Annotated in this window: 20 protein-coding genes; 6 read left to right on the forward strand and 14 right to left on the reverse strand. The window is 59.1% G+C overall.

The features are described from left to right. The first annotated feature begins 31 nt into the window (after positions 1-31). The 4 genes from ACR3E6_RS18670 to ACR3E6_RS18685 are packed head-to-tail and all read left to right on the forward strand — an operon-like array spanning position 32 to position 2942. Positions 32-772: an amino acid ABC transporter ATP-binding protein gene (locus ACR3E6_RS18670; protein ID WP_171614720.1), complete on the forward strand. Its 741-nt coding sequence runs from the start codon at positions 32-34 to the stop codon at positions 770-772. Positions 773-781: 9 nt separating this feature from the next. After that, positions 782-1540, forward strand: coding sequence for an amino acid ABC transporter permease (locus ACR3E6_RS18675; RefSeq protein WP_171118222.1), 759 nt, complete (start codon positions 782-784; stop codon positions 1538-1540). A gap of 11 nt (positions 1541-1551) precedes the next feature. Then, on the forward strand, positions 1552-1887 hold the full coding sequence (locus tag ACR3E6_RS18680) for a carboxymuconolactone decarboxylase family protein (RefSeq protein WP_171636580.1): 336 nt from the start codon (positions 1552-1554) through the stop codon (positions 1885-1887). A gap of 5 nt (positions 1888-1892) precedes the next feature. Then, entirely contained in the window at positions 1893-2942 is a 1050-nt protein-coding gene (locus tag ACR3E6_RS18685) for an aromatic ring-hydroxylating dioxygenase subunit alpha (protein WP_480488690.1), read from the forward strand. 3 nt (positions 2943-2945) lie between these two features. Here the strand turns inward: ACR3E6_RS18685 and ACR3E6_RS18690 are convergent, their stop codons facing one another. Then, positions 2946-4049, reverse strand: a complete 1104-nt coding sequence (locus tag ACR3E6_RS18690) for a hypothetical protein (protein ID WP_480488691.1) — start codon at positions 4047-4049, stop codon at positions 2946-2948. A gap of 152 nt (positions 4050-4201) precedes the next feature. On the opposite strand from ACR3E6_RS18690, the gene ACR3E6_RS18695 reads away from it, so the two are divergent. After that, positions 4202-4783 (forward strand): carboxymuconolactone decarboxylase family protein, encoded by a 582-nt coding sequence (locus tag ACR3E6_RS18695; RefSeq protein ID WP_171636574.1) that lies wholly within the window; start codon positions 4202-4204, stop codon positions 4781-4783. A 51-nt stretch (positions 4784-4834) separates the two neighbouring features. On the opposite strand, the gene ACR3E6_RS18700 is transcribed toward ACR3E6_RS18695, so the two are convergent. Continuing rightward, positions 4835-5767: a hydrogen peroxide-inducible genes activator gene (locus ACR3E6_RS18700; RefSeq protein WP_171724640.1), complete on the reverse strand. Its 933-nt coding sequence runs from the start codon at positions 5765-5767 to the stop codon at positions 4835-4837. A 107-nt stretch (positions 5768-5874) separates the two neighbouring features. Between ACR3E6_RS18700 and katG the strand changes: the two genes are divergently transcribed. Beyond that, on the forward strand, positions 5875-8055 hold the full coding sequence (gene katG / locus ACR3E6_RS18705) for a catalase/peroxidase HPI (RefSeq protein ID WP_480488694.1): 2181 nt from the start codon (positions 5875-5877) through the stop codon (positions 8053-8055). 87 nt (positions 8056-8142) lie between these two features. Here the strand turns inward: katG and ACR3E6_RS18710 are convergent, their stop codons facing one another. The 12 genes from ACR3E6_RS18710 to ACR3E6_RS18765 form a co-directional block, all read right to left on the reverse strand. Beyond that, positions 8143-9657: a malonate--CoA ligase gene (locus ACR3E6_RS18710; protein WP_480488695.1), complete on the reverse strand. Its 1515-nt coding sequence runs from the start codon at positions 9655-9657 to the stop codon at positions 8143-8145. 330 nt (positions 9658-9987) lie between these two features. Next, positions 9988-11502 (reverse strand): aldehyde dehydrogenase (NADP(+)), encoded by a 1515-nt coding sequence (locus tag ACR3E6_RS18715; RefSeq protein ID WP_480488697.1) that lies wholly within the window; start codon positions 11500-11502, stop codon positions 9988-9990. Between the two features lie 72 nt (positions 11503-11574). Then, the gene (locus ACR3E6_RS18720) at positions 11575-12255 is read right to left on the reverse strand and encodes a GntR family transcriptional regulator (RefSeq protein WP_171636564.1); all 681 of its coding nucleotides are present in this window, start codon (positions 12253-12255) and stop codon (positions 11575-11577) included. A gap of 190 nt (positions 12256-12445) precedes the next feature. Further along, positions 12446-13471 (reverse strand): trans-3-hydroxy-L-proline dehydratase, encoded by a 1026-nt coding sequence (locus ACR3E6_RS18725; RefSeq protein WP_171724636.1) that lies wholly within the window; start codon positions 13469-13471, stop codon positions 12446-12448. Positions 13472-13478: 7 nt separating this feature from the next. After that, positions 13479-14582, reverse strand: coding sequence for a cis-3-hydroxy-L-proline dehydratase (locus ACR3E6_RS18730; protein ID WP_171636560.1), 1104 nt, complete (start codon positions 14580-14582; stop codon positions 13479-13481). 15 nt (positions 14583-14597) lie between these two features. Beyond that, the gene (locus ACR3E6_RS18735) at positions 14598-15848 is read right to left on the reverse strand and encodes an NAD(P)/FAD-dependent oxidoreductase (RefSeq protein WP_480488700.1); all 1251 of its coding nucleotides are present in this window, start codon (positions 15846-15848) and stop codon (positions 14598-14600) included. A 66-nt stretch (positions 15849-15914) separates the two neighbouring features. Continuing rightward, positions 15915-16847 (reverse strand): 4-hydroxyproline epimerase, encoded by a 933-nt coding sequence (locus ACR3E6_RS18740; protein ID WP_171724633.1) that lies wholly within the window; start codon positions 16845-16847, stop codon positions 15915-15917. Then, positions 16838-17797 (reverse strand): dihydrodipicolinate synthase family protein, encoded by a 960-nt coding sequence (locus tag ACR3E6_RS18745; RefSeq protein ID WP_480488702.1) that lies wholly within the window; start codon positions 17795-17797, stop codon positions 16838-16840. The genes ACR3E6_RS18740 and ACR3E6_RS18745 overlap by 10 nt, the downstream gene beginning before the upstream one ends. 39 nt (positions 17798-17836) lie before the next feature. Beyond that, entirely contained in the window at positions 17837-18559 is a 723-nt protein-coding gene (locus ACR3E6_RS18750) for an amino acid ABC transporter ATP-binding protein (protein WP_480488704.1), read from the reverse strand. Beyond that, a complete protein-coding gene (locus ACR3E6_RS18755) occupies positions 18556-19218 on the reverse strand; it encodes an amino acid ABC transporter permease (protein ID WP_171636552.1) in 663 nt (220 codons plus the stop codon). Before ACR3E6_RS18755 ends, ACR3E6_RS18750 begins: the two co-directional genes overlap by 4 nt. Positions 19219-19229: 11 nt before the next feature. After that, entirely contained in the window at positions 19230-19892 is a 663-nt protein-coding gene (locus ACR3E6_RS18760) for an amino acid ABC transporter permease (RefSeq protein ID WP_171724631.1), read from the reverse strand. A gap of 69 nt (positions 19893-19961) precedes the next feature. Next, positions 19962-20762, reverse strand: coding sequence for a transporter substrate-binding domain-containing protein (locus ACR3E6_RS18765; RefSeq protein ID WP_480488706.1), 801 nt, complete (start codon positions 20760-20762; stop codon positions 19962-19964). Between the last annotated feature and the right edge of the window lie 299 nt (positions 20763-21061).

A 21061-nucleotide genomic window follows, 5' to 3' on the forward strand; every position in this document is an offset into this window, starting at 1 on the left:
TACTGGGACTAAAACAGGGGCAGTTCATCTTATGCCAGACGCCGCAATCGAACTTGTGGGCGTGAACAAGTGGTTCGACACGTTTCACGTTCTCAAGGACATCAATCTGACGGTCAACAGCGGCGAAAAGGTGGTGATTTGCGGGCCTTCCGGGTCAGGAAAATCCACCGTTGTGCGATGTATCAACCAGTTGGAAAAGCATCAGAAAGGAACCATCCGCGTAGACGGGATCGAGTTGACGGATGACGAGAAATCCGTGGCCAGGATCCGGTCCGAGGTTGGAATGGTGTTCCAGCAGTTCAACCTGTTCCCGCATCTGACCGTTTTGGAAAACCTGACTTTGGGCCCGATCAAGGCGCGCGGTCTCGGCCGCAAAGAGGCAGAGGAAAAAGCACGTCACTATCTGGACCGGGTGCACATTCCCGATCAGGCCGACAAAAAGCCCATTCAGTTGTCGGGTGGTCAGCAGCAACGCGTCGCCATCGCCCGGTCGCTGTGCATGGAGCCGCGTGTGCTGCTGTTTGACGAGCCGACCTCGGCACTGGACCCCGAGATGATCTCGGAAGTGTTGGACGTGATGGTCGAGTTGGCCAATGAGGGGATGACCATGGTGGTTGTCACGCATGAGATGGGGTTTGCCCGAAAGGTGGCCGACAAGATGATCTTCATGGATGCCGGTGAAATCGTCGAAGAAGGCAACCCCGAACATTTCTTCACCAATCCTCAGTCCGATCGGTGTCGCAAATTCCTGTCCCAGATCCTGCAACACTGAGAGCGGCCGATGAAAAAACTTCTTCTCATATTGCCTCTGCTTCTGCTGGCAGGCTGTTCGTCGTCACAGACCTGGGGCTGGTACGTTATCGATCCGACCACGGCCTCGGGGTGGACCAATGTGAAATTCCTGATCTCGGGGATGGGCGCGACGATCCAGATTTCCCTGATCGCCGCCGTTCTGTCGATCGTCATCGGATTGCTGGTCGCCCTGCCGGGATTGTCCGAAAAACGTGGCTGGCGGGTTGTGAACCGGGTTTACGTGGAGTTCATCCGCGCCATTCCCCTGTTGCCGATGCTGTTCTGGGTGTTTTACGGCTTGCCCATCGTGTTTCAGTCGATGGGTCTGAACATCCCCATCGATCCCTTTTGGGGGGCAATCATAACGCTGGCGATTTCAGACAGCGCCTTTACGGCCGAGATCTATCGCGCAGGTATTCAATCCATTGCGCGTGGACAACGCGAGGCGGCGCAGACCATCGGGCTGAACTATGTGCAGACCATGCGCTATGTGATCCTGCCGCAGGCGATCCGGCGCATTCTGCCGCCTTTGGCAAACCAGTTCATCTACATCGTCAAGATGAGCGCCTTTGCCAGCGTCATCGGGATGCAGGAACTGACCCGCCGTGCGAATGAACTGGTGGTGACGGAATACCGCCCGCTGGAAATCTATACCCTGCTGATTTTTGAATACCTGATCCTGGTTTTGATCATCTCAGCCGGGGTGCGCTGGCTGGAGCGTCGCATGGGCGCGGACGAGCGCGGATAAGGAGTGAAGAAATGAACTGGAAAGATTTCATGGCCGAGACCGAGGCCAATATCGGAACCTTCTCGAAAGAAGTGCCGGAAACCGTGCGCGGCTTTGGCATCATGGGCAAGGCGGCCAAGACTGACGGGGCGCTGAGCGAGAAAACCAAAGAGTTCATGGCGCTCGGCATTGCGATCGCGACCCGCTGCGACAGCTGCATCGGATTCCACGTGCGTTCGCTGGTTCGGCTGGGCGCCACCCGCGAAGAAATGTGCGAGGCGTTGGCCATGGCCACCTATATGGGCGGGGGGCCGTCCTATGCCTACAGCGCCAAGGCGCTCAAGGCTTTTGATGAGTTTTCGGAGTAAGAAACATGCGTCCTGATCTGGCCGGAGCAGAGGGGTTTATTCGCAACAGCTGGTACGTCGCCGGACGGTCCGAGGATTTTGGCCGCAGCCTGAGCGCCGTGCGAATGCTGGGCGATGAGATCGTAATCTATCGTGACACAGCGGGCAAAGCGATCGCGTTGGAGGATGCTTGCCCGCATAGAAAGCTGCCGCTGTCTCGGGGCACCATCGAAGGGGATCATGTGGTTTGCGGCTATCACGGTCTGACATTCGGCTGCGGCGGTGAATGTGTCAGCGCCCCGACACAGCTGGACAATCCTCCGCGCCGCGCCGCCGTGCATGCATACCCGGCCGAAGACCGCTGGGGATTTCTTTGGCTCTGGATGGGGGATTCGGACAAAGCCAGCACAGACGATATCATCGACATCCCCAATTTCGACAGCCTGTCTTGGGGCAGGACCCGGACCGGTGCGATGGAGATGGCGTGCCACTACCTTTACATTATCGATAACCTGCTGGATCCAAGCCATGTGGCCTGGGTGCATCTGACCTCGTTTGCCGGGGCGGGAACCGACAACCGCCCGCTGGATCTTGAAGAAACCGAAAGCGGCGTCATTGTTTCGCGCTGGATCGCGGATGAACCCGCGCCGCCCTACTATGCGCCGATACTGCCGTTCGGGCCAAGCTGCGACCGCAAGCAGCATTACGAATGCCGTCTGCCGTCCACTGCGATCAACATGTCCATTTACACTCCGGCCGGAGAAGGAGGGGCGGACCGGCCGATGTCGCCCAATGCCTTTGTCAATATTTCGTACAACTTCATCACACCGGTAGATGCGGAAACATCTCGGTATTTCTGGTTCCAGCACCGCAACATGCACGCGGATGACACAGCCATGTCGCAGCGCATGTTCGAAGGCGCGGTCATGGCTTTCAACGAGGACAAAGAGGTTCTGGAACACGTTCAAACCGGCATGGCGCGGCGCAAGACCGGCTATATCAACCTCGGGCTGGACGCAGGCGCGATGCGGTTTCGCGCACGGGTTGCAAAGCTGATCGCGCAGCAGGCCGGCTGATCATCAGGCCGACAAGCGCCCGTTCGCGCCCTGGCCCACGTGTCGGGCCGGGGCGTCGAACACCGCTTTGATGCAGGGATACCGGTCGAGAATTTCAGCCCCACCGGGCAACAGATCGGCCCGGAGAACACCGGCATCCCAGATCGCAACGCCATCCACCCGGATCGTCGGGTCCAGAACGTTCAGCGAAATCTCACCCGGCGCGTAATGCCCGCATGTGTGAAAGTGCAGCAGACGCGGATTGCCAAAGGCCGACCCGCTCCAACGTTCAAAATTGCTTCGGGCCGGGGTCTTGTAGGCGCAGCCCGGGTGGATGCCTGCGTGCCAGGAATGCATGGTCAGGGGGTCAAGGTCGAACATCTTGCCGACTTTTTCGTAATGCATCTGCGCGCAATGCACATCCATGGGATGGCCCTCAAAGCCGGTCAGGCGGTTGTTTTCGAACCGTATGGTCAGCGGTTCGCGCAGATCACAGCCGTATGGTTCGTAGAATTTCGAACCGGTGCCGACCAGAAACCCGTCCTGAACCAGCACTCCGGAAAACCCCTGTACGGGAACCGGGGCAAAGACCGACATCGGAAAACGCGCCACGCTGACATCCGCGGCACCTGCTGGGGGGAAGGCGGCGCCGGGGCCAGCGAAGTCGGTGCCCAATGGGCAGGTTACGTGGATGTGCCCGGCACTGGCCAGCAGCCGGTTGACCGCGTTTTTCAGTTCAACGAACCCGGTGTAGTTGGCGCGCCCAAAACCCGAGGCCAGCATTCCGGCGTCCAGCGCATATGACATGATGGGTCGAACGTCCCTCATTCCCGCGTCGAAACGAATCTGATCGCCGGTGCGGGACAGAAACAAGGTGCGATCCGCCGTTTCCATCGCCGTTTTCAGATCCGCTGGCAGCGATGAACCCATGGGATCAAATGCAAGGGTTCGAACTGCGGTCTTGATCCGGTTTTCCCGGGCGCAGTCCACGATAGCCTCGGTGATCTCGGCATCGTAATACCCGTTGGCCGCATCTTCGCAGACCACAAGCAACTGGTCGCCCGCCGTCAGGCCACCGCATCTGAACAACAGGTTTTCGGCACCCGCCATAAGCTCTGGACTGTGCATTCGCGTCGATCCTCAACAAATCCCTCGCGCTGATATTTTACATCTTTCACGTTTCTGTGATCCAGAAAAATTTCACCTTAAGAAAAAAATTAACTGACATGCCTGTGGGCTTTGTACATAAGCTGAGCCCGAACAGGACAGGAGACACAGCAATGAGCGCTTGGATCGAGATGATCTCGGACGACAAGGCCAACGGCCGCCTGAAAGAGCTGCTGGACAAGGCCCGCACCCCTCATGGCACCGTGGACACAGTTATGCGTGTGCATTCATTGCGGCCCGAAACGATGAACGGGCATGTGACGCTGTACCGTTCGGTCCTGCATTCCGATGACAACCGGTTGCCATTCTGGTTTCTCGAGGTTGTCGCCAGCTATACCTCGATCCTGAACGATTGCACCTATTCACTGACCCATCACTTCATGAACGTGCGCAACCTGCTGAAGGACCAGCCGCGCAGCGACCGGATTTTCGTCGCGCTCAAGGCGCATCGGCCCGAGGATGAATTCGAGGGCAAGGAACTGGCGCTGCTGCGCTATGCCGCCAAGCTGACGACGGATGTTGGCAAAATGGTCAAGTCCGACTTCGAAGCGCTCAAGATTGCAGGCTGTGAGGATGGCGAGATCCTGGAGGTCAATCAGGTCTGCGCCTATTTCAACTATTCAAACCGGTTGCTGAACGGGTTGGGTGCAACGACCGAGAATGATGTGATCGGCTATTACAAAGGTGACGACTGACGGGTTACGCCGGGTCTGGCCTTCGTGCCGAGGAACATCGTTTCGGGCGGGTCAGCCTGTTATTTCAGGCTGTGGCGGTTTCACGCCCCACGTGTTTTCTTCGGCTGTTTTGCGGATGATCGCACCGATCTTCAACAAGTTTTCGCTGAGCGGGTTGGTCTTTCGCCAGATCAGACCAATCGTCCGTGTCGGCGGCGTGTCCTGAAACCGGGCAATGGACACATCCGCGGATCGGGTTTCCAGCCCGACCGCCATTTCCGGTATCAGGGTCACACCGATGCCGGCGCCGACCATCTGAACCAGTGTGGAAAGCGAACTGCCCTCCATGATGTGCTGCGGTTCGATGTTGCGGATCGAACAGAAGGACAGGGCCTGATCCCTGAAGCAATGCCCTTCTTCCAGCAACAGCAGGCGCATGGTTCTGAGCTGCGAGGAACTTGGCATCGGCAGGTTGGCATCCTGCGCCGGGCGAACCAGCAGAAAATCTTCGTTGAACAGCGAGAACTCTCGGAGTTTGGGTTCCGAGACGGGCAGGGCAACGACACCGAAATCCAGTTTGGAATCCAGAATTTCGCCGATCAACGTCTTGGTTATCGTTTCCTTGGGTTCGATGGTCAGTTGTGGGAAACGCTGCGACAGAGCTTTGATGATCGAGGGCAGCAGATAGGGCGCGACCGTGGGAATGACCCCGATTCTGATGCGGCCGGACAGGGCGCCCGAGGGAGATTGCACCAATTTCCCCAAATCCTCGACCCGGGTCAGGATTTCGCGGCCATGTTTCAGCACGTCTTCGCCAAGTGCTGTCAGGCGGGTTTGCCGGGCCGCGCGTTCGACGAGCGGCCCCCCCATGATTGCCTCCAGCTCTTTGATTTGTATGGAAAGCGCGGGCTGCGATATTGCACTGGCCGCGGCGGCCTTGCCAAAGTGGCCGTGCGTGGCGAGCGCCTCGAAATAGCGCAGATGTTTGAGGGTGAGTGCCTTCATATGAAAAATTAATCACAACGATAGTAATTACAAATTTCCAATTATCGAAGCCGTGGGGTACGAGTCAAGATATCTGAACCCCTAGGTAAATACTCAGGAGATTTACAATGGACGGTACCCCCCACAATCATCAATCCGGCGGCTGCCCTGTCATGCATGGCGGCAATACTGGTACGGGCAATTCCGTCACCAAGTGGTGGCCGGATGCGCTGAACCTGGACATTCTGAGCCAGCACGACACGCGCACCAACCCGATGGATGCGGATTACAATCACCGAGAAGCGGTCAAGGGGCTGGACTTCAAGGCGGTTCGTGCCGATGTCGAGGCGTTGCTGACCGACAGCCAGGACTGGTGGCCGGCTGACTGGGGTCACTATGGCGGGCTGATGATCCGTCTGGCGTGGCACTCGGCCGGGTCTTACCGTCTGGGGGATGGTCGAGGTGGCGCCGGTTCGGGCAACATCCGGTTCGCGCCGCTGAATTCATGGCCGGACAATGCAAGCCTGGACAAAGCCCGCCGTCTGCTGTGGCCGGTGAAAAAGAAATACGGCAACGCGCTGTCCTGGGCCGATCTGATCGTTCTGTCGGGCACGGTGGCCTATGAATCCATGGGATTGAAGACCTTTGGTTTCGGTTTTGGTCGCGAAGACATCTGGGGCCCCGAGAAAGATGTTTACTGGGGTTCTGAAAACCAGTGGCTGGCCCCGTCCGAGAATCGCTATGGCGATCTGGAAACCCCCGGCACGCTGGAAAACCCTCTGGGTGCGGTGCATATGGGCCTGATCTATGTGAACCCCGAAGGCGTGAACGGCAATCCGGATCCGGCCAAAACCGCGCTGCATATCCGTGAAACCTTTGCGCGTATGGCGATGAATGACGAAGAGACCGCAGCATTGACCTGCGGGGGTCATACCGTCGGCAAAGCCCATGGTGCGATGCCCGGTGACAATATCGGCGCCGAGCCCGAAGCCTGCCCCGTGTCCAGCCAGGGTATGGGATGGGAAAACCCTGATCAGAACGGTAAAGCGGCCAACGCCTTTACCTCGGGGATCGAAGGGGCGTGGACGAAAGAGCCGTTGAAATTTGACATGGGCTATTTCGATTACCTGTTCGGTTACGAGTGGGAACTGGGAAAATCACCCGCAGGTGCCCATCAGTGGCAGCCCGTCGACATGCCCGAAGACGAAAAGCCGGTCGACCCGACCGACCCCACTGTTCGTCGCATGCCAATGATGACCGATGCGGATATGGCGATGAAGGTCGACCCGACCTACAACGCGATCTGTCAGAAATTCATGGCGGATCCGGACTATTTTGCCGATACATTTGCACGTGCCTGGTTCAAGTTGACTCACCGAGACATGGGTCCGCGCGTCAACTATTATGGCCCGGACGTGCCGTCAGAAGATCTGATCTGGCAGGATCCGATCCCGGCGGGTTCGACAGATTACGACATAGATGCCGTCAAGGCCAAGATCGCAGACAGCGGCCTGACCATCGCCGAGATGATCACCACCGCCTGGGACAGTGCCCGAACCTTCCGCGGTTCGGACAAGCGTGGCGGCGCAAATGGGGCGCGCATCCGACTGGCGCCGCAAAAGGACTGGGCGGGCAACGAACCCGAACGTCTGGCGAAAGTGCTGGGTGTGCTGGAGCCGATCGCGGCGGAAACCGGCGCCTCGGTTGCCGACGTGATCGTTCTGGCGGGCAACGTCGGGCTGGAGCAGGCGATCAAGGCCGCAGGCTTTGACGTGGCGGTTCCGTTCTCGGCCGGTCGCGGCGACGCGTCGATCGAGCAGACCGATGTGGACAGCTTCTCGGTACTTGAGCCGCTGGCGGACGGGTTCCGCAACTGGCAGCTGAAGGAATACGCGGTCTCGCCAGAGGCGATGATGCTGGATCGTGCGCAACTGCTGGGTCTGACCGCGGCCGAGATGACCGTTCTGGTCGGTGGTCTGCGTGTGCTGGGTGCCAACCATGGCGGATCGCCGCATGGCGTCTTCACCGACCGGTTGGGCCAACTGACAAACGACTTTTTCGTCAACCTGACGGATATGTCGCTGAGCTGGCATCCGGTTGACGGAGGCACCTTTGAACTGCGCGACCGCGCCTCGGGTGAGGTCAAGTTCACCGCAACCAGCGCAGATCTGGTCTTCGGTTCGAACTCGATCCTGCGCAGCTATGCTGAGGTCTACGCCCAGGACGACAATGCCGAGAAGTTCGTGCGCGACTTTGTGGCGGCATGGACCAAGATCACGAACAACGACCGGTTCGATCTGGTTGCCTGAATCATGTAATAAATCAGGCGGGGACACCCTCGCCTGATTTTCTTTTCAGGGGGTGCATCCGCTGATCCCCGCTTTGCCGAGCCTCGCTCACACGGTCATGAAGAGATCTTTGTATCGGTCACGCAGAATGTTCTTTTGAACCTTCCCCATCGTGTTGCGGGGCAGTTCATCCAGAACGATCAGCTTGCGCGGATGCTTGAACCGGGCCAGACCTTCGCGGACCGCGCCCGATATCGCCTCCGGATCAGGGGTCTGGCCGGGCTCTGCCACGATGACACCAACAACCGTTTCACCGAAATCGGGATGTGGCACGCCGATCACGGCGCTTTCCAGAACACCGGGTTGATCATCGAGAACCATCTCGATCTCTTTTGGGTAAATGTTGTAGCCGCCCGAAATGATCAGATCCTTGTTGCGACCGACGATATGGACGTACCCATCCTCGTCGATGCGGCCCAGATCGCCGGTGATGAAAAAGCCGTTGTCGCGCAGTTCGGCAGCGGTTTTTTCAGGCATCTGCCAATACCCTTTGAAGACGTTGGGCCCGCGCACTTCAATTGTGCCGATCTCGCCCGCAGGCAGGGTATTGCCGTCTGAATCACAGATCTTCAGTTCGACCCCGGGCAGCGGGTGCCCGACCGTTCCGGCGCGCCGCTCGCCGTCATATGGGTTTGACGTGTTCATGTTGGTTTCAGTCATGCCATAGCGTTCAAGGATGCGATGACCCGTTCGTTCTTCGAACTGCACATGGGTTTCCGCCCGCAGCGGTGCCGATCCGGAAACGAAAAGGCGCATATGGGTGGCCAGTTCCCTGGTAAAACGCGGGTCGTCCAACAGGCGCGTATAGAAGGTTGGGACGCCCATCATCGACGTGGCACTGGGCAATTTGTCGATGATCTGGTCCAGATCGAATTTCGGCAGCCAGATCATGCATCCACCTGCGGCCAGCATGATATTGGTCGCGACGAACAGCCCGTGCGTGTGAAAGATCGGCAGGGCATGCAGCAGCACATCCTGCGAGGTGAAGCGCCATTCCTTGACCAGTGTCCGTGCGTTCGACAGCAGATTGTTCTGGGTCAGCATGGCGCCCTTGGACCGGCCTGTGGTTCCCGACGTGTAAAGGAACGCTGCCAGATCCTCGCCATCGCGGGCGACGGTTTCGAAACGTGTCGGCATGGTCGCGGCCAAATCTGTCAGAGACCCGGTGCCATCCGCGTTCAGCGTCTCAACCCGGGCGCCCAGCTGCGCGCCGACAGGGGTGAGTTTTCCTTCTCTTTCGGTGTCGCAGATAATCAGCGAGGCCCCGCTGTTTTCGATGAAATAGGTCAATTCATCGACCGTGTAGGCGGTATTCAGCGGCAGGAACACCAGACCGGCCTGGGCGCAGGCAGCATAAAGCGCCAGCGCCTCGGGGGTTTTTTCAACCTGCGCCGCAACGCGGTCACCGGGGTTCAGGCCCAGATGCCTGGCCACATGCGCAATCTGCGCCGCTTTGCCGAGGAAATCCTGGTGAGAGATCGTTGTCCCGTCCAGCAGCTGCAAAAAAGGTGTGCCTTTGCCGGCGTGGATGCCGAACAGGCCGTCATACAGAGGGTTAGCCATCAGGTTTACCTTTCTTGAGATATGAAAAGAGAGGTGCATGCAGCGAGGAAATTGATCTCGAATGGGGCGATCATCTCATGGGTCGTGGCGAATTGGTTTTGCTACTGGGCAACACGGGTCATTTCATACAGGTAGTTCACCAAAGTGCCAACGGATCGGGCCGGGATTGTTGCCCTGAACCGAATGAACAAAAGCACTGTTACCCAAATGAAACTGTGCAATTGAATCCAGGGGCGTGTGCCTCATGCCCCTGACACTGCGCAGTTGCAACCGCCGACACCCTGCTGCGCGTCGTGCTTTCAGGGTATCGGCGGGTGTCGACTGATTTCCCTATGAGAAGTGTTCCGGCAGCAATGCATCCGGCAGATTCTGATAGCAGACAGGACGCAAGAAACGTCGGATCGACAATGTGCCCACGGATGTGGCACCGAAATTGGTCGAAGCCGGGTAGGGGCCGCCATGGACCATGCTGTCACATACCTCGACCCCCGTAGGGAAGCCATTGGCCAACACGCGCCCGGCTTTGCGTTCAAGGATCGGCAGCAGGGACCGCGCCATACCCATGTCGGCCTCGTCCATATGCAGGGTGCAGGTCAGCTGCCCGTGCAATCCGCGTGCGACGTCGTGCATTTCGTCGGGTGTCTCGGCGGTCACGATGATGCCCAGCGGGCCGAACACCTCTTCCGCGAGGGATGTGTTGGCCAGCCAGGTTGCGGCGCTTGTTCGGTAAAGGAAAGGGGTCGCATTGCGCTGATCGCATGTCGAAGCCAGAACCTCGTGAACGCCAGCGGTTTCAGCAACACGGGCCTGACCGTTGCGATAGGCTTTGGCGATGCCGTCGGTCAGCATGGTCTGCGCCGGAACTTCGGTCAATGCGGCCTGCGCGATCTCGGCGAAACGGTCCGTTGCTTCACCTGCTGGCATCACGACGACGCCCGGGTTGGTGCAGAACTGACCAGCGCCCATCGTCAGCGAGCCGGCCCAGCCTTTGGCGATATCTTCACCCCGGTTTGCCAGTGCCGCGTCCAGAATGAACATGGGGTTTACCGATCCAAGCTCACCAAAAAACGGAATCGGTTCGGGGCGCGCGGCGCACAGGTCGAACAGGGCGCGACCGCCCGCAAGCGATCCGGTGAACCCGACCGCCTTGATCAGAGGGTGCTGCACCAAGGCTGAACCCACAGCCGGTCCGCCGTCCTGGATCAAGCTGAAAACGCCGGGATGAATGTTGCAACGGCGGATGGCCGCAAGGATGGCTTCGGCGATGATCTCGCCGGTGCCCGGATGGGCGCCGTGGCCTTTGACGACGACCGGGCAGCCGGCAGCCAGTGCGGCGGCCGTGTCCCCCCCGGCGGTGGAAAATGCCAGCGGGAAATTTGATGCGCCGAACACAGCGACCGGGCCGATCGGGCGCTGGATCATTTTCAGATCGGGCCGGGGCAGGGGTGCACGGTTCGGCAACGCGCTGTCGTGGCGCCGGTCCAGATAATCGCCGCTGAGGATATGCGTTGCGAACAGCCTCAGCTGCCCCGACGTGCGGCCCCGTTCACCTTGCAGCCGAGCCTCGGGCAGGCCGGTTTCCTGAGTGCCAATCTCGGTGATTTCATCGGCGCGCGCTTCGATCTCGTCGGCAATGGCGTTCAGAAAGACGGCGCGTTCTTCCCGAGTGGAATAGCCATAGCTCCAAAACGCCTCTTCCGCGGCCTGCGCAGCGGCGTCGACGTCTGAAACTCGACCTTTCGAAAAGTCATGCGATGGCCCATGTGCGGGTTGTGATGCAAAGAAATCGTCACCGGCAAGCCAGTTGCCGGCGATCAGATGTTTGCCATGCGGAGTAAAGGTCATTTGGGCCTCGTATTTCGGGATATCCAGATTAATGGATAATGTATCCAAAGTGACAGGACATGCAAGACCGCCCTAGGGTTCGTCTGTCCCGCGCTTCGAGGCGATCATTTCCAGAAGCTGTTCCTTGGTCCGGCGAATATGCTGCGCCAAGACCTCGCAGGCTTTGTCCACATTGCCTTCCCGGGCTAGCCGCAACAGATCACGATGTTCCTTTTTTGCGGGTTCGCGCTGTTTCATCACGCTCAGGTGCATCCTGACATAGCGATCCGATTGCAGGTTGACGCGGTCCAGCAATTCGTTGGTCAGCTTCCGCTGTGATGCCGCATAAAGCGCCGAGTGATACTGATAGTTCAATATCCCCCACTTGCCGACGTCATTTTCATCATATGACGCTTCCATCTGCTTGAGGATTTCGTCGCAACGCGCAAATTCCCTTGGGCCCATATTCGGGATGGCCCGGCGGAACAGATCGACTTCGATCAGGATGCGAAGATCGAAAATTTCACCGATTTCGTCGAGGGAATGCTTGGTCACCGAGCCGCCGCGATTGTTGGCCCATTGCACCAGACCTTCGGCATTCAGGCGTTTCAGCGCCTCGCGGATCGGCATGCGAGAGACATCATATTCCTCGGCCAGTGCTTCCTGCCGGATCGTTTCACCCTCGGCGAGTTCGCCGCTCAGGATACGTTCACGCAGATCATTTGCGATGACGTCCGGTAGGCTTTGTTTCGTGATCGCGCGTTTTCCTGCCATTTCCAATATCCCGCCACGGTTTTTTGGATACAATTACCCGTAATCACCAACTTTTCCAAGCCGAACTTGGATTTCGACCCATGTTCGAATCCTGTCCGAGATTTGGAAAAAGCCTGAATCTGATGATGAAACCGTAACGAGGACGCGTATCTTCAGACTTCTCCGTTTTTGAAAAACGTGCCTACTGACATCAAACACCCCAGGTGTCAGACAGGCGATATCCACCGGGCCATGGATCTGCGGGGTCCAACATGTGCTGATGAATTCCGGTGATCCAACCGCGACCGCTGATTTCAGGAACGATCGCCGCGCGGCCACCGACCTGCGCAGTGTCAATGATCCGCCCGGTGAATCGTGATCCGATGATCGAGACAGCCTCGAAGGTCTGGCCGGGTTTCATCACCCCCTTGGCCGCCATCAGGGCCATGCGCGCGGACACTGCGGTGCCCGTCGGCGAACGGTCGACCTTACCCGGCTGGATTGCCACGGCGGACTTGCCGCTCAGACCGGTTTCCGTTTCATTCAACGGGCCGCAAAAGGCGCAGAACGATATATGATCCCAGTCCGGGTTCTCGGGATGCGAGAATCCAAGCTGCTCATTGGCGGCGTTTGTGATCTTTACCCCCAGCCGGGCTATGTCGCGGGCCTCGTGGTCGAGGATTGTGAACCCAAGCGCCTGCGCATCGACGACCACGAAACTGTCGCCGCCATAGGCGGTGTCTACCGTGATCGTGCCCAGTCCGGATACCTCAAGCGGGACGGACAGCTTGTCGGCGAAGCTGGGCAGGTTCTGGACAAAGATGCGTTGTGCCTTGCCATCGCGGCATTCCGCACGTACCCGGACCAGCCCACCCGGTGCCTCGAGCACCATGTGGGTTTCCGGCTCGTGCATTGGAATGATCCCACCATCCAGCAACACGGTTGAGACACAGATCGAGTTGGACCCCGACATGGGCGGCGTGTCTTCGGGTTCCATGATGATCCAGGCGGCGTCTGCCTCGGGGTGTTTTGGCGGAACCAGAAGGTTGACATGCCGGAACACACCGCCGCGTGGTTCGTTCAGAACAAAGTTGCGCAGGGTCTGGTCCCGCGCAATGAAGCTTCGCTGTTCCCAGAGAGTGTCGCCCGGCGGTGGGGCGACACCCCCAACGATGACATCTCCAACCTCACCTTCGGCATGGGCCGAGATCACATGTACGGTTTTTCTGCTGCGCATGTTTACCTCAGCTATATTGCGCGACGGGGGCACCCAGCGCGTCGAAGATCGGTGTCACGCCCAGACCCGGACGATCTGCTGCGGTCATCCGGCCATTGACACGCTTTGGCGCGCCTTCGGCGATGTCCACGGTACCATAGGAATTGAAATCGGTGGCCGAGAACGTGAACTCGGACGGTGTCGACCGCGCCAGATGAGCGATGGCGGCGGTGGTGATATCGCCCCCCCAAGTGTCTTCGATGGTCATCGGGATACCATGCGCGACGCACAGATCGCGCATCAGCCTTGCTTTGCTCAAACCTCCTACCTTGGAGATTTTCAGGTTGATCACGTCCATGGCGTCTTCGGCTATGCCGCGGACCAATGTGTTGGGCGTGTCGATGACCTCATCCATCACGAAGGGCAGCGCGGTGCGCCGGCGGATCGACACGCATTCCTCATAGGTCAAACAGGGTTGTTCCACATAGACATCCATGCCCGCGATGGCGCCTACGACACGCGCGGCCTCGTGCCGGGTCCAGCCAGTGTTGGCATCCGCCACCAGCAGGTCGGTCTTTTTCAGAACCGCGCGGGTGGCGTGAATGCGGTCGATGTCGTCATTGGCGTCGCCGCCCACTTTCAGTTGAAACTTCGTGTAGCCTTCGGCCGCATAACCTTCGATCTTTTGCGCCATGATTTCCGGTGCTTCCTGGCTGATCGCGCGATACAGCACCACGTCCTGTTGCGCGTCGCCGCCCAACAGGGTGTAAAGGGGTTGCCCGGTCGCCTTGCCCAGCAGATCCCAGCAGGCAATATCAACAGGCGCCTTGGCATAAGGGTGGCCACGCAGGGCTGCATCCATGGTGCGATTGATCTGGCCGATATTCAGCGGATCCTGCCCGATCAGATGTGGCGACAATTCCGCCAGCCCGGCCCTGACGCCCAGGGCAAAGGACGGAAGATAAGCCGATCCCAGCGGGCAGCATTCGGCATACCCCTTGAGACCTTCATCCGTGATGATCTCGAGAACGGTGCTGTCGAAGACCTCGACATAGTTGCCATTGGACCAGCTGTAGCGGCCTTCCTTCAGCGGCAGATCCACCTGATATACGTTCAGTGCAGTGATTTTCATAAGGTTTTCTCCTGATCAGAAGCGTGTGGATGCGAAAGGCTTCATGTCGAGCGCGGGCTTTGTGTTCGTGACCAGATCCGCGACCAGTTCCGCCGTGCCTGCGGATTGCGTCAGACCCAGATGGCCATGTCCGAAGGCGTAAAATACCTGTGGCGCACGCGCCGAGCGGTCGATCAGCGGCAAACTGTCGGGCAGTGACGGCCGAAAGCCCATCCATTGCGTGCCGCCTTCCAAGTTCAGGCCAGGCATGAAGCGCCCGGCCTTTGCCAGAAGCGCGTCGGCGCGTTTGTAATTGGGTGGCAGTTCCAGCCCGCCCAACTCGACCGCGCCACCGATGCGCACGCCGCCGTTGATCCGCGTCACCACAAAGCCGTGGCCACCGAATGTTAGATGGGTGCGCAGATCAAAGGCCCCTTGGGGCAGGGTCGTGTTGTACCCTCGCTCGGTTTCCAGAGGGATGCGATCGCCCAGGGTTTTCGCCAAGTGATTAGACCACGCCCCGGCAGCCACGGTCACCTGTCTTGCATCAATTTCACCGATCGAAGTCGTCAGGCGAACGCCCGCATCCATGGGCGTGAGCGCGCTGATTGTCGCGATTTCGACCTGACCGCCACGGGCGGTGAACCGGGTGGCCAAATGTCTTGTCCAGCTGGCCGGATCGACCGTGTTCATCCAGGTGGGCGTAAAACCCGCATGGGTAAATCGTCGGTCAAGCCCGGGCTGGATTTCCGCAATCGCGTCGGGGCTGTCCAGCAGGTCAAAGGGGATGCCGTGATCCTTGCGCCTGTCCCATGTGGGCAGACTGGCGCGGAATTCACCTTCACCCTCGAACACCTGCAACTGGCCGTCGCGTTGCATCAGCGCTTGGCCGTCGACATCCGCGATCTGGCGTTCCAGCGCCGTGCGGCTGTGATCCATCAAAGCAGCCTGCGCAGACAAGGCCGCAGCATAGCGATCCTGCCAACTGGCCCGCCAGAACCGCAGCATCCACGGCGCGATGTTCAAAGCGTAGGAGGGTGGAATTGAAAGCGGACCCAGCGGATCAAACAGCCATTTCGGAGCCTTGCGCATGATCCCGGGGGTGGCCAATGGCACGATGTCGGTAAAGGCAAAGGCTCCGGCGTTGCCCTTTGACGCCCCGGCTGCAACGCCTTCGCGATCCAGCACCAGCACGCGCCGGCCGCGTTTTTGCAATTCAAGTGCGGTGCTGATGCCGATGATACCGGCACCGATCACAACGATATCCGTCGGGTTGTCTTGCAGCATGGCCAGATCTTCTCAAACTGTGGCTCGGTTCCGGGGGCTGGATTGCGCCAGTCCCCGATAATTTTGTCAAAGAAGGATCCCACCGCGAAACGGATCGTTCTGCGCGAAAATCAATGTGCCCTCAGCCATGATATGCGCCTGCCCGGTCAGGGTCGGAATGACGCCGCCGTTGGGACCGGGCTGATAGCTCAGCCGGTAAGAGCTGCCGATCACGCTTTCCTGCACGATCTCTTGCCCCGGAACCAGAACCCCATCCGCCGCCAGACAGGCCAGACGCGCCGAACTGCCGGTCCCGCACGGCGATCGGTCATATTGATCGTCCGGGCACAGGACGAAATTCCTGCTGTGAACGTCTTTGTCCGGGGATTTGTCCTGCAATATCACGTGGTCCACCGGTTCCCCGTTCTCGCCACGCACGTTCTGGTCGATGCAGGCTTTGCGAATTGCAATGGTCAGATCGGTGAGGGCACGGATGTTGCCGGGCGTCACGTCCATCGGGCTGGGATCGACAATGAAGAACCAGTTGCCACCATAGGCCAGATCGCCGGTCACTTTTCCATGGCCTTCGACGTCAACCGACACCGAAGCCTTGACCCGGCGGCTTTCGATATTGGTGACGCGCACCGTATTGGCGTCCAACAGGTCAACCGAGATGACGCCGGCCGGCGTTTCGACCCTGTGCGTCCCAAGACCGATCCGGCCCAGATGGGCCAGAGTGACCCCAAGGCCGATGGTGCCATGACCGCACATGCCCAGAACGGCGTCGGCATCGAAATAGATCACGCCGGTTTCGCAGCCAGACGTTTCCGGGGCGACCAGAAGCGCCCCGACCATGCCGGGTTGACCGCGTGGTTCCAGAAGGACCGATTTGTAGAAAGCCTTGTGCTCGGTGGCCAGGCGTTGCGCACGCTCGGCCAGCGGGCCCGACCCCAGATCGGGGCCGCCGTTCAGGATGACCCGCGTGGGCATGCCTCCGGTATGGCTGTCGATCACATGCATTCAGCGATGACCCCGCCCTGGCTGGACCAGTCGGCAAACCAGGTGCGGAACAGTTTGTATTGGTGTTCGCAATAGTTGCGCTGGGCATCCGTCAGCTCGTCGGTTTCGTTGAAGTGCAAGCGGTATTCCTCTTCACCGTTCAAGACCAGCAGGTGCTTGTAGTACAGCACCAGATCGGTGCCTTCGTCAAAGCTGGCCAGCACGCCAAAGGCTTCTTCAAGCTCGCGCGCGCGCAGGCGCGCTTCGGCATGGCCCGCCGCCGCTTTCTGACACAGGGCGGCCAGCAGCAATGCTTCTTTGGGCAGGGCGGTGCCGATACCTGTAATCGAGCCCGTGGCGCCGCAGTTGACGAAGCCATGATAAACCTCGGTGTCCACGCCCACCATCAGCGTGACCTGATCATCTTTCGAGGTGATGTGTTCCGCGGCGTAGCGCAGGTCGCCTTTGCCTCCGAATTCCTTGAACCCGACAAGGTTCGGATGATCTGCACGCAATTCCAGGAACAAATCAGCGCGGGTGGCGAAGCCGTAGACGGGGCTGTTGTATATGATGGCCGGGATATCCGGCGCGGCTGACAGGATTGCCTTGAAGTGGTTGCGCTGTGCCGGGATGGACGATCCGCGCGACAGCACACGTGGGATGACCATAAGCCCTGCCGCGCCGACCTTTTGCGCATGTGCGGCCAGCGCTACGGCAGATTTCGAGTTTATCGCACCAGTGCCGACGACGACAGGAAGGCCGGCGTCGATCAGGCGTTCGACACCTTGCATACGTTCGGCATCCGACAGCAACGGCCAGTCGCCCATCGAACCGCAATACACCACGGCCGACATGCCGGCCTCGATCATTTCCTTGCCCTTTTTCACCAGGGCATCGAAATCCGGGGTCCGGTCGGCTTTGCACGGGGTCATCAGGGCTGGCATGGTGCCGGTGAAGATATTCTTGGACATGAAGGTGATCTTCCTCGTTGTTTCTGGGGGCCAGTGCACTCAGCGCACGTTGGCCAGGAATTTACGGGTGTGTTCGGATTGCGCAGCACCGAATATCTGCCTGGGCGGGCCGATCTCTTCCATCACGCCCTGATGGAAGAAAGCAACTCGGTCCGACACATCGCGTGCGAAACCCATCTCGTGCGTGACACAGATCATGGTCATCCCTTCTTCGGCCAAAAGGCGCATCGTGTCGAGAACCTCGCCCACCAGTTCGGGATCCAACGCTGACGTCGCCTCATCAAAAAGCATGTATTCCGGCTCCATCGCCAGCGCGCGGGCGATGGCCAGACGCTGTTGCTGGCCACCCGAAAGGGCAGATGGGTAGACGCCCAGCTTTTCGCCCAGGCCAACATGGGTCAGTTGGCGGGCGGCGATATCGCGGGCTTCTGATTTTGACAGTCCTTTGACGATCTTGGGGGCCAGCGCGACGTTTTCCAATGCGGTCAGGTGAGGAAAGCTGTTCCATTGCTGAAACACCATTCCCAGCTTTGTGCGCAGCTTGTTGATATCGGCGCCTTTGGCATGAACATCTGTGCCATCGACCCTGACCGAGCCTTGCTGGATCGGTTCCAGCCCGTTGATGCAATACAGCAGGGTCGATTTGCCGGAGCCCGATGCGCCGATCACCGACAGGACCTCTCCTTTCTGCACATCCAGATCGATGCCCTTCAGCACATGCAGCGCGCCGAAATACTTGTGCAGGTCGCGAATTTCGATCATTGGGCCCACCTTTTTTCAAGAGACGCGGAATAGCGCGAAATCGGATAGCTGAGCGCGAAATAGAACGCGCCCGCGATTGTCAGGATCAGGAAAGGTTCCTGCGTCCGGGTGATCAGGATCTGACTGGCCTTGAGCAGTTCGACATAGCCCAGCACCGAAACCAACGCGCTGTCCTTCATCACTCCCAGTGCGACACCGACCCAGGCCGGGAACACCGCGCGTCCGCCAATCGGGAAGACGACATAGCGCAGATCCTGCCAATAGGTCATGCCCAGACTGCGCGCGGCACGGCGCATCGGCGCACCGACGGCCTCGATCCCTCCGCGTGCGACATTCGCAACCAAAGCGGCCGTGTAGATCGACAGGATCACCACGCCCGAGGCGAAGGGGTCCAGATTGAGCCCGACAATGGGCGCAAAGTTGTAGAACAGCACCAGTTGGATGATCAGCGGGACGGATCGGAAGACATCCAGAAACGGGGCCACTGTCAGGGCTGCGGCCAGCTTGCCCTCGTACAGGATCCACCCGCATACCACGCCAAGAAGCGTTCCGATGGATATCGACAGAACCGAAATCCAGAGTGTCCGCAGGGCAGCTTCGCCCAGGAACCACAGATCATTGATGGTGAAGCCGCTGAAAAAGCTGACAGTGGGTTGCATCTGTGCCTCCTTCAATAGCGGAAAAGCCGGGACGCCAGCAGGCGCGAGGCAAGAAGGATGATTTTGACGATCACGTAATAAATGACCGCGGTGACGGCGAAATATTCAAAGATGCGGAAGGTGCGCGAGGCAAAGAACTGCGTCTCGCCGGACAGCTCGCGGAAACCGACCAGCATGCCCAGCGAGGACATGAGCACGGCCCAGACCATCTGATTGGTGATCGGGTGATAGACGATGCGAAACACCTGCGGGATCACCACGCGTGTGTAAGCCTGCCACGCGGTCATGCCCAGGGAACGAGAGGCCCGTAACTGCGTCTCGGGGACGGCCTGAAAACCTCCGCGAAAGTTCTCGGCCAGATAGCCGGCGCAATTGAAGGTCAAACCCGCCAGAACGATGAAATATGGCGACAGGTGCAGGCCGAATGCGCCAAGCCCGAAGCCGAAAAAGAACAGCTGAAACAGGGCGGGCGTGTTTCGGGCCAGTTCGACCCAGGCCGAGGCGAACCAGCACAGCGGCCCCTTCAGGTGCAGCCGCGTCAGTGCAAGGCACAGGCCGATGAGGATGCCCAGGATCATCGCCAGAACCGCGACTTGCAGAGTCAGCAGCGATGCCTCAAGCAAGTCCGGCAGGCTTTTCATGACCGGCCGCCAGTGGAAGTTGTAATCGAACACAGGTTTTTTCCGAATTGACCGGCTCTTTCGCCCGGCCGAAACCCGACGAAAGAGCACTGGGGGGTGAAATCAGTACATCACGCCGGGGATGCGCAGCTCGGGTGCTTCGCCTCCGACATATTTGCCCCACAGTTCCTGGTACCGGCCCGAGCGCACCTGATGCGTGACAAACAGGTTCAGGAAATTCAGCCAGGTGACGTCCTGTCGTTTGCCCACCACCGAGGTATAGTCGGTCGTCCAGGGCATACGGGGGCCGGCCAGCACCGTTTCATACTGCTGGGTGATCGGCAGAACAGCGGTGTTGGTGGTGATGCCGATATCGGCCTTGCCCTGCGCGACCGCCAGAAACACCTCGTTTTCCGACTGATAGCCCTGATAATTGCCTTCCTCACCCCATTCGGCGGCAATCTTCAGCCATTCCTGTTCCGGCACGGTGCCAATCGCGGCGGCGACGCGTTTGCCGCGGATGTCTTCGAAGGTTTCGATTCCGCTGTCCGCGTTTACGACGCCCTGCGCATAGTAGATTGCATAAGGAATGGTAAAGCCCACGGTCCGCGCCCGTTCAAGGCTGTCCGAGGTTGCGCCGAACACGACTTCGGCGCGCCCGGTCACGATGACCGGCAGGCGTTCGGCCCAGGTCAAAGGCAGGATTTCCGCCTCGACTTCAAGCGCCGCGGCCAGATCATTGCAGTAATCCACGTCAAAACCCGCCGGTTCGTTGTTGGCGTCGCGATACCCGATCGGCGGAAAGTCCAGAACAACGCCGCAGCGAAGAGTACCGCGATCCACGACATCGTCGAGCGTGTCCGCCATCGCAGGACCTGTTGTGAAAGTGGTGAAGGCCGCCAAAGCGACGAGTTTCTTGAGCATGTGATCCTCCCTGAATCAAAGATGCGATCACGAATAAAGGATATTGGATCCAACATCCATAAAAAAATTCCACCGGCAACGGACACGGGCCCGTACCCGGCTAAAGCATGGATCAATTGTTCAAGAAACGCCCTTGGCTGATTGATCGTCTTGGGGGTGGCGGTAAGCCGATGATCCAATCGTTCAAAACGTTGTGGAGACGCTTTTTACGCAACATCCGCATGAAGAACCGGTCATTCTGATCCGGTCCGCGTGGCGCAGCTTGCACCGGGCCAGGATGGATGAAGACAACCCCAACA

It is taken from the genome of Ruegeria sp. AL3, assembly GCF_056536065.1.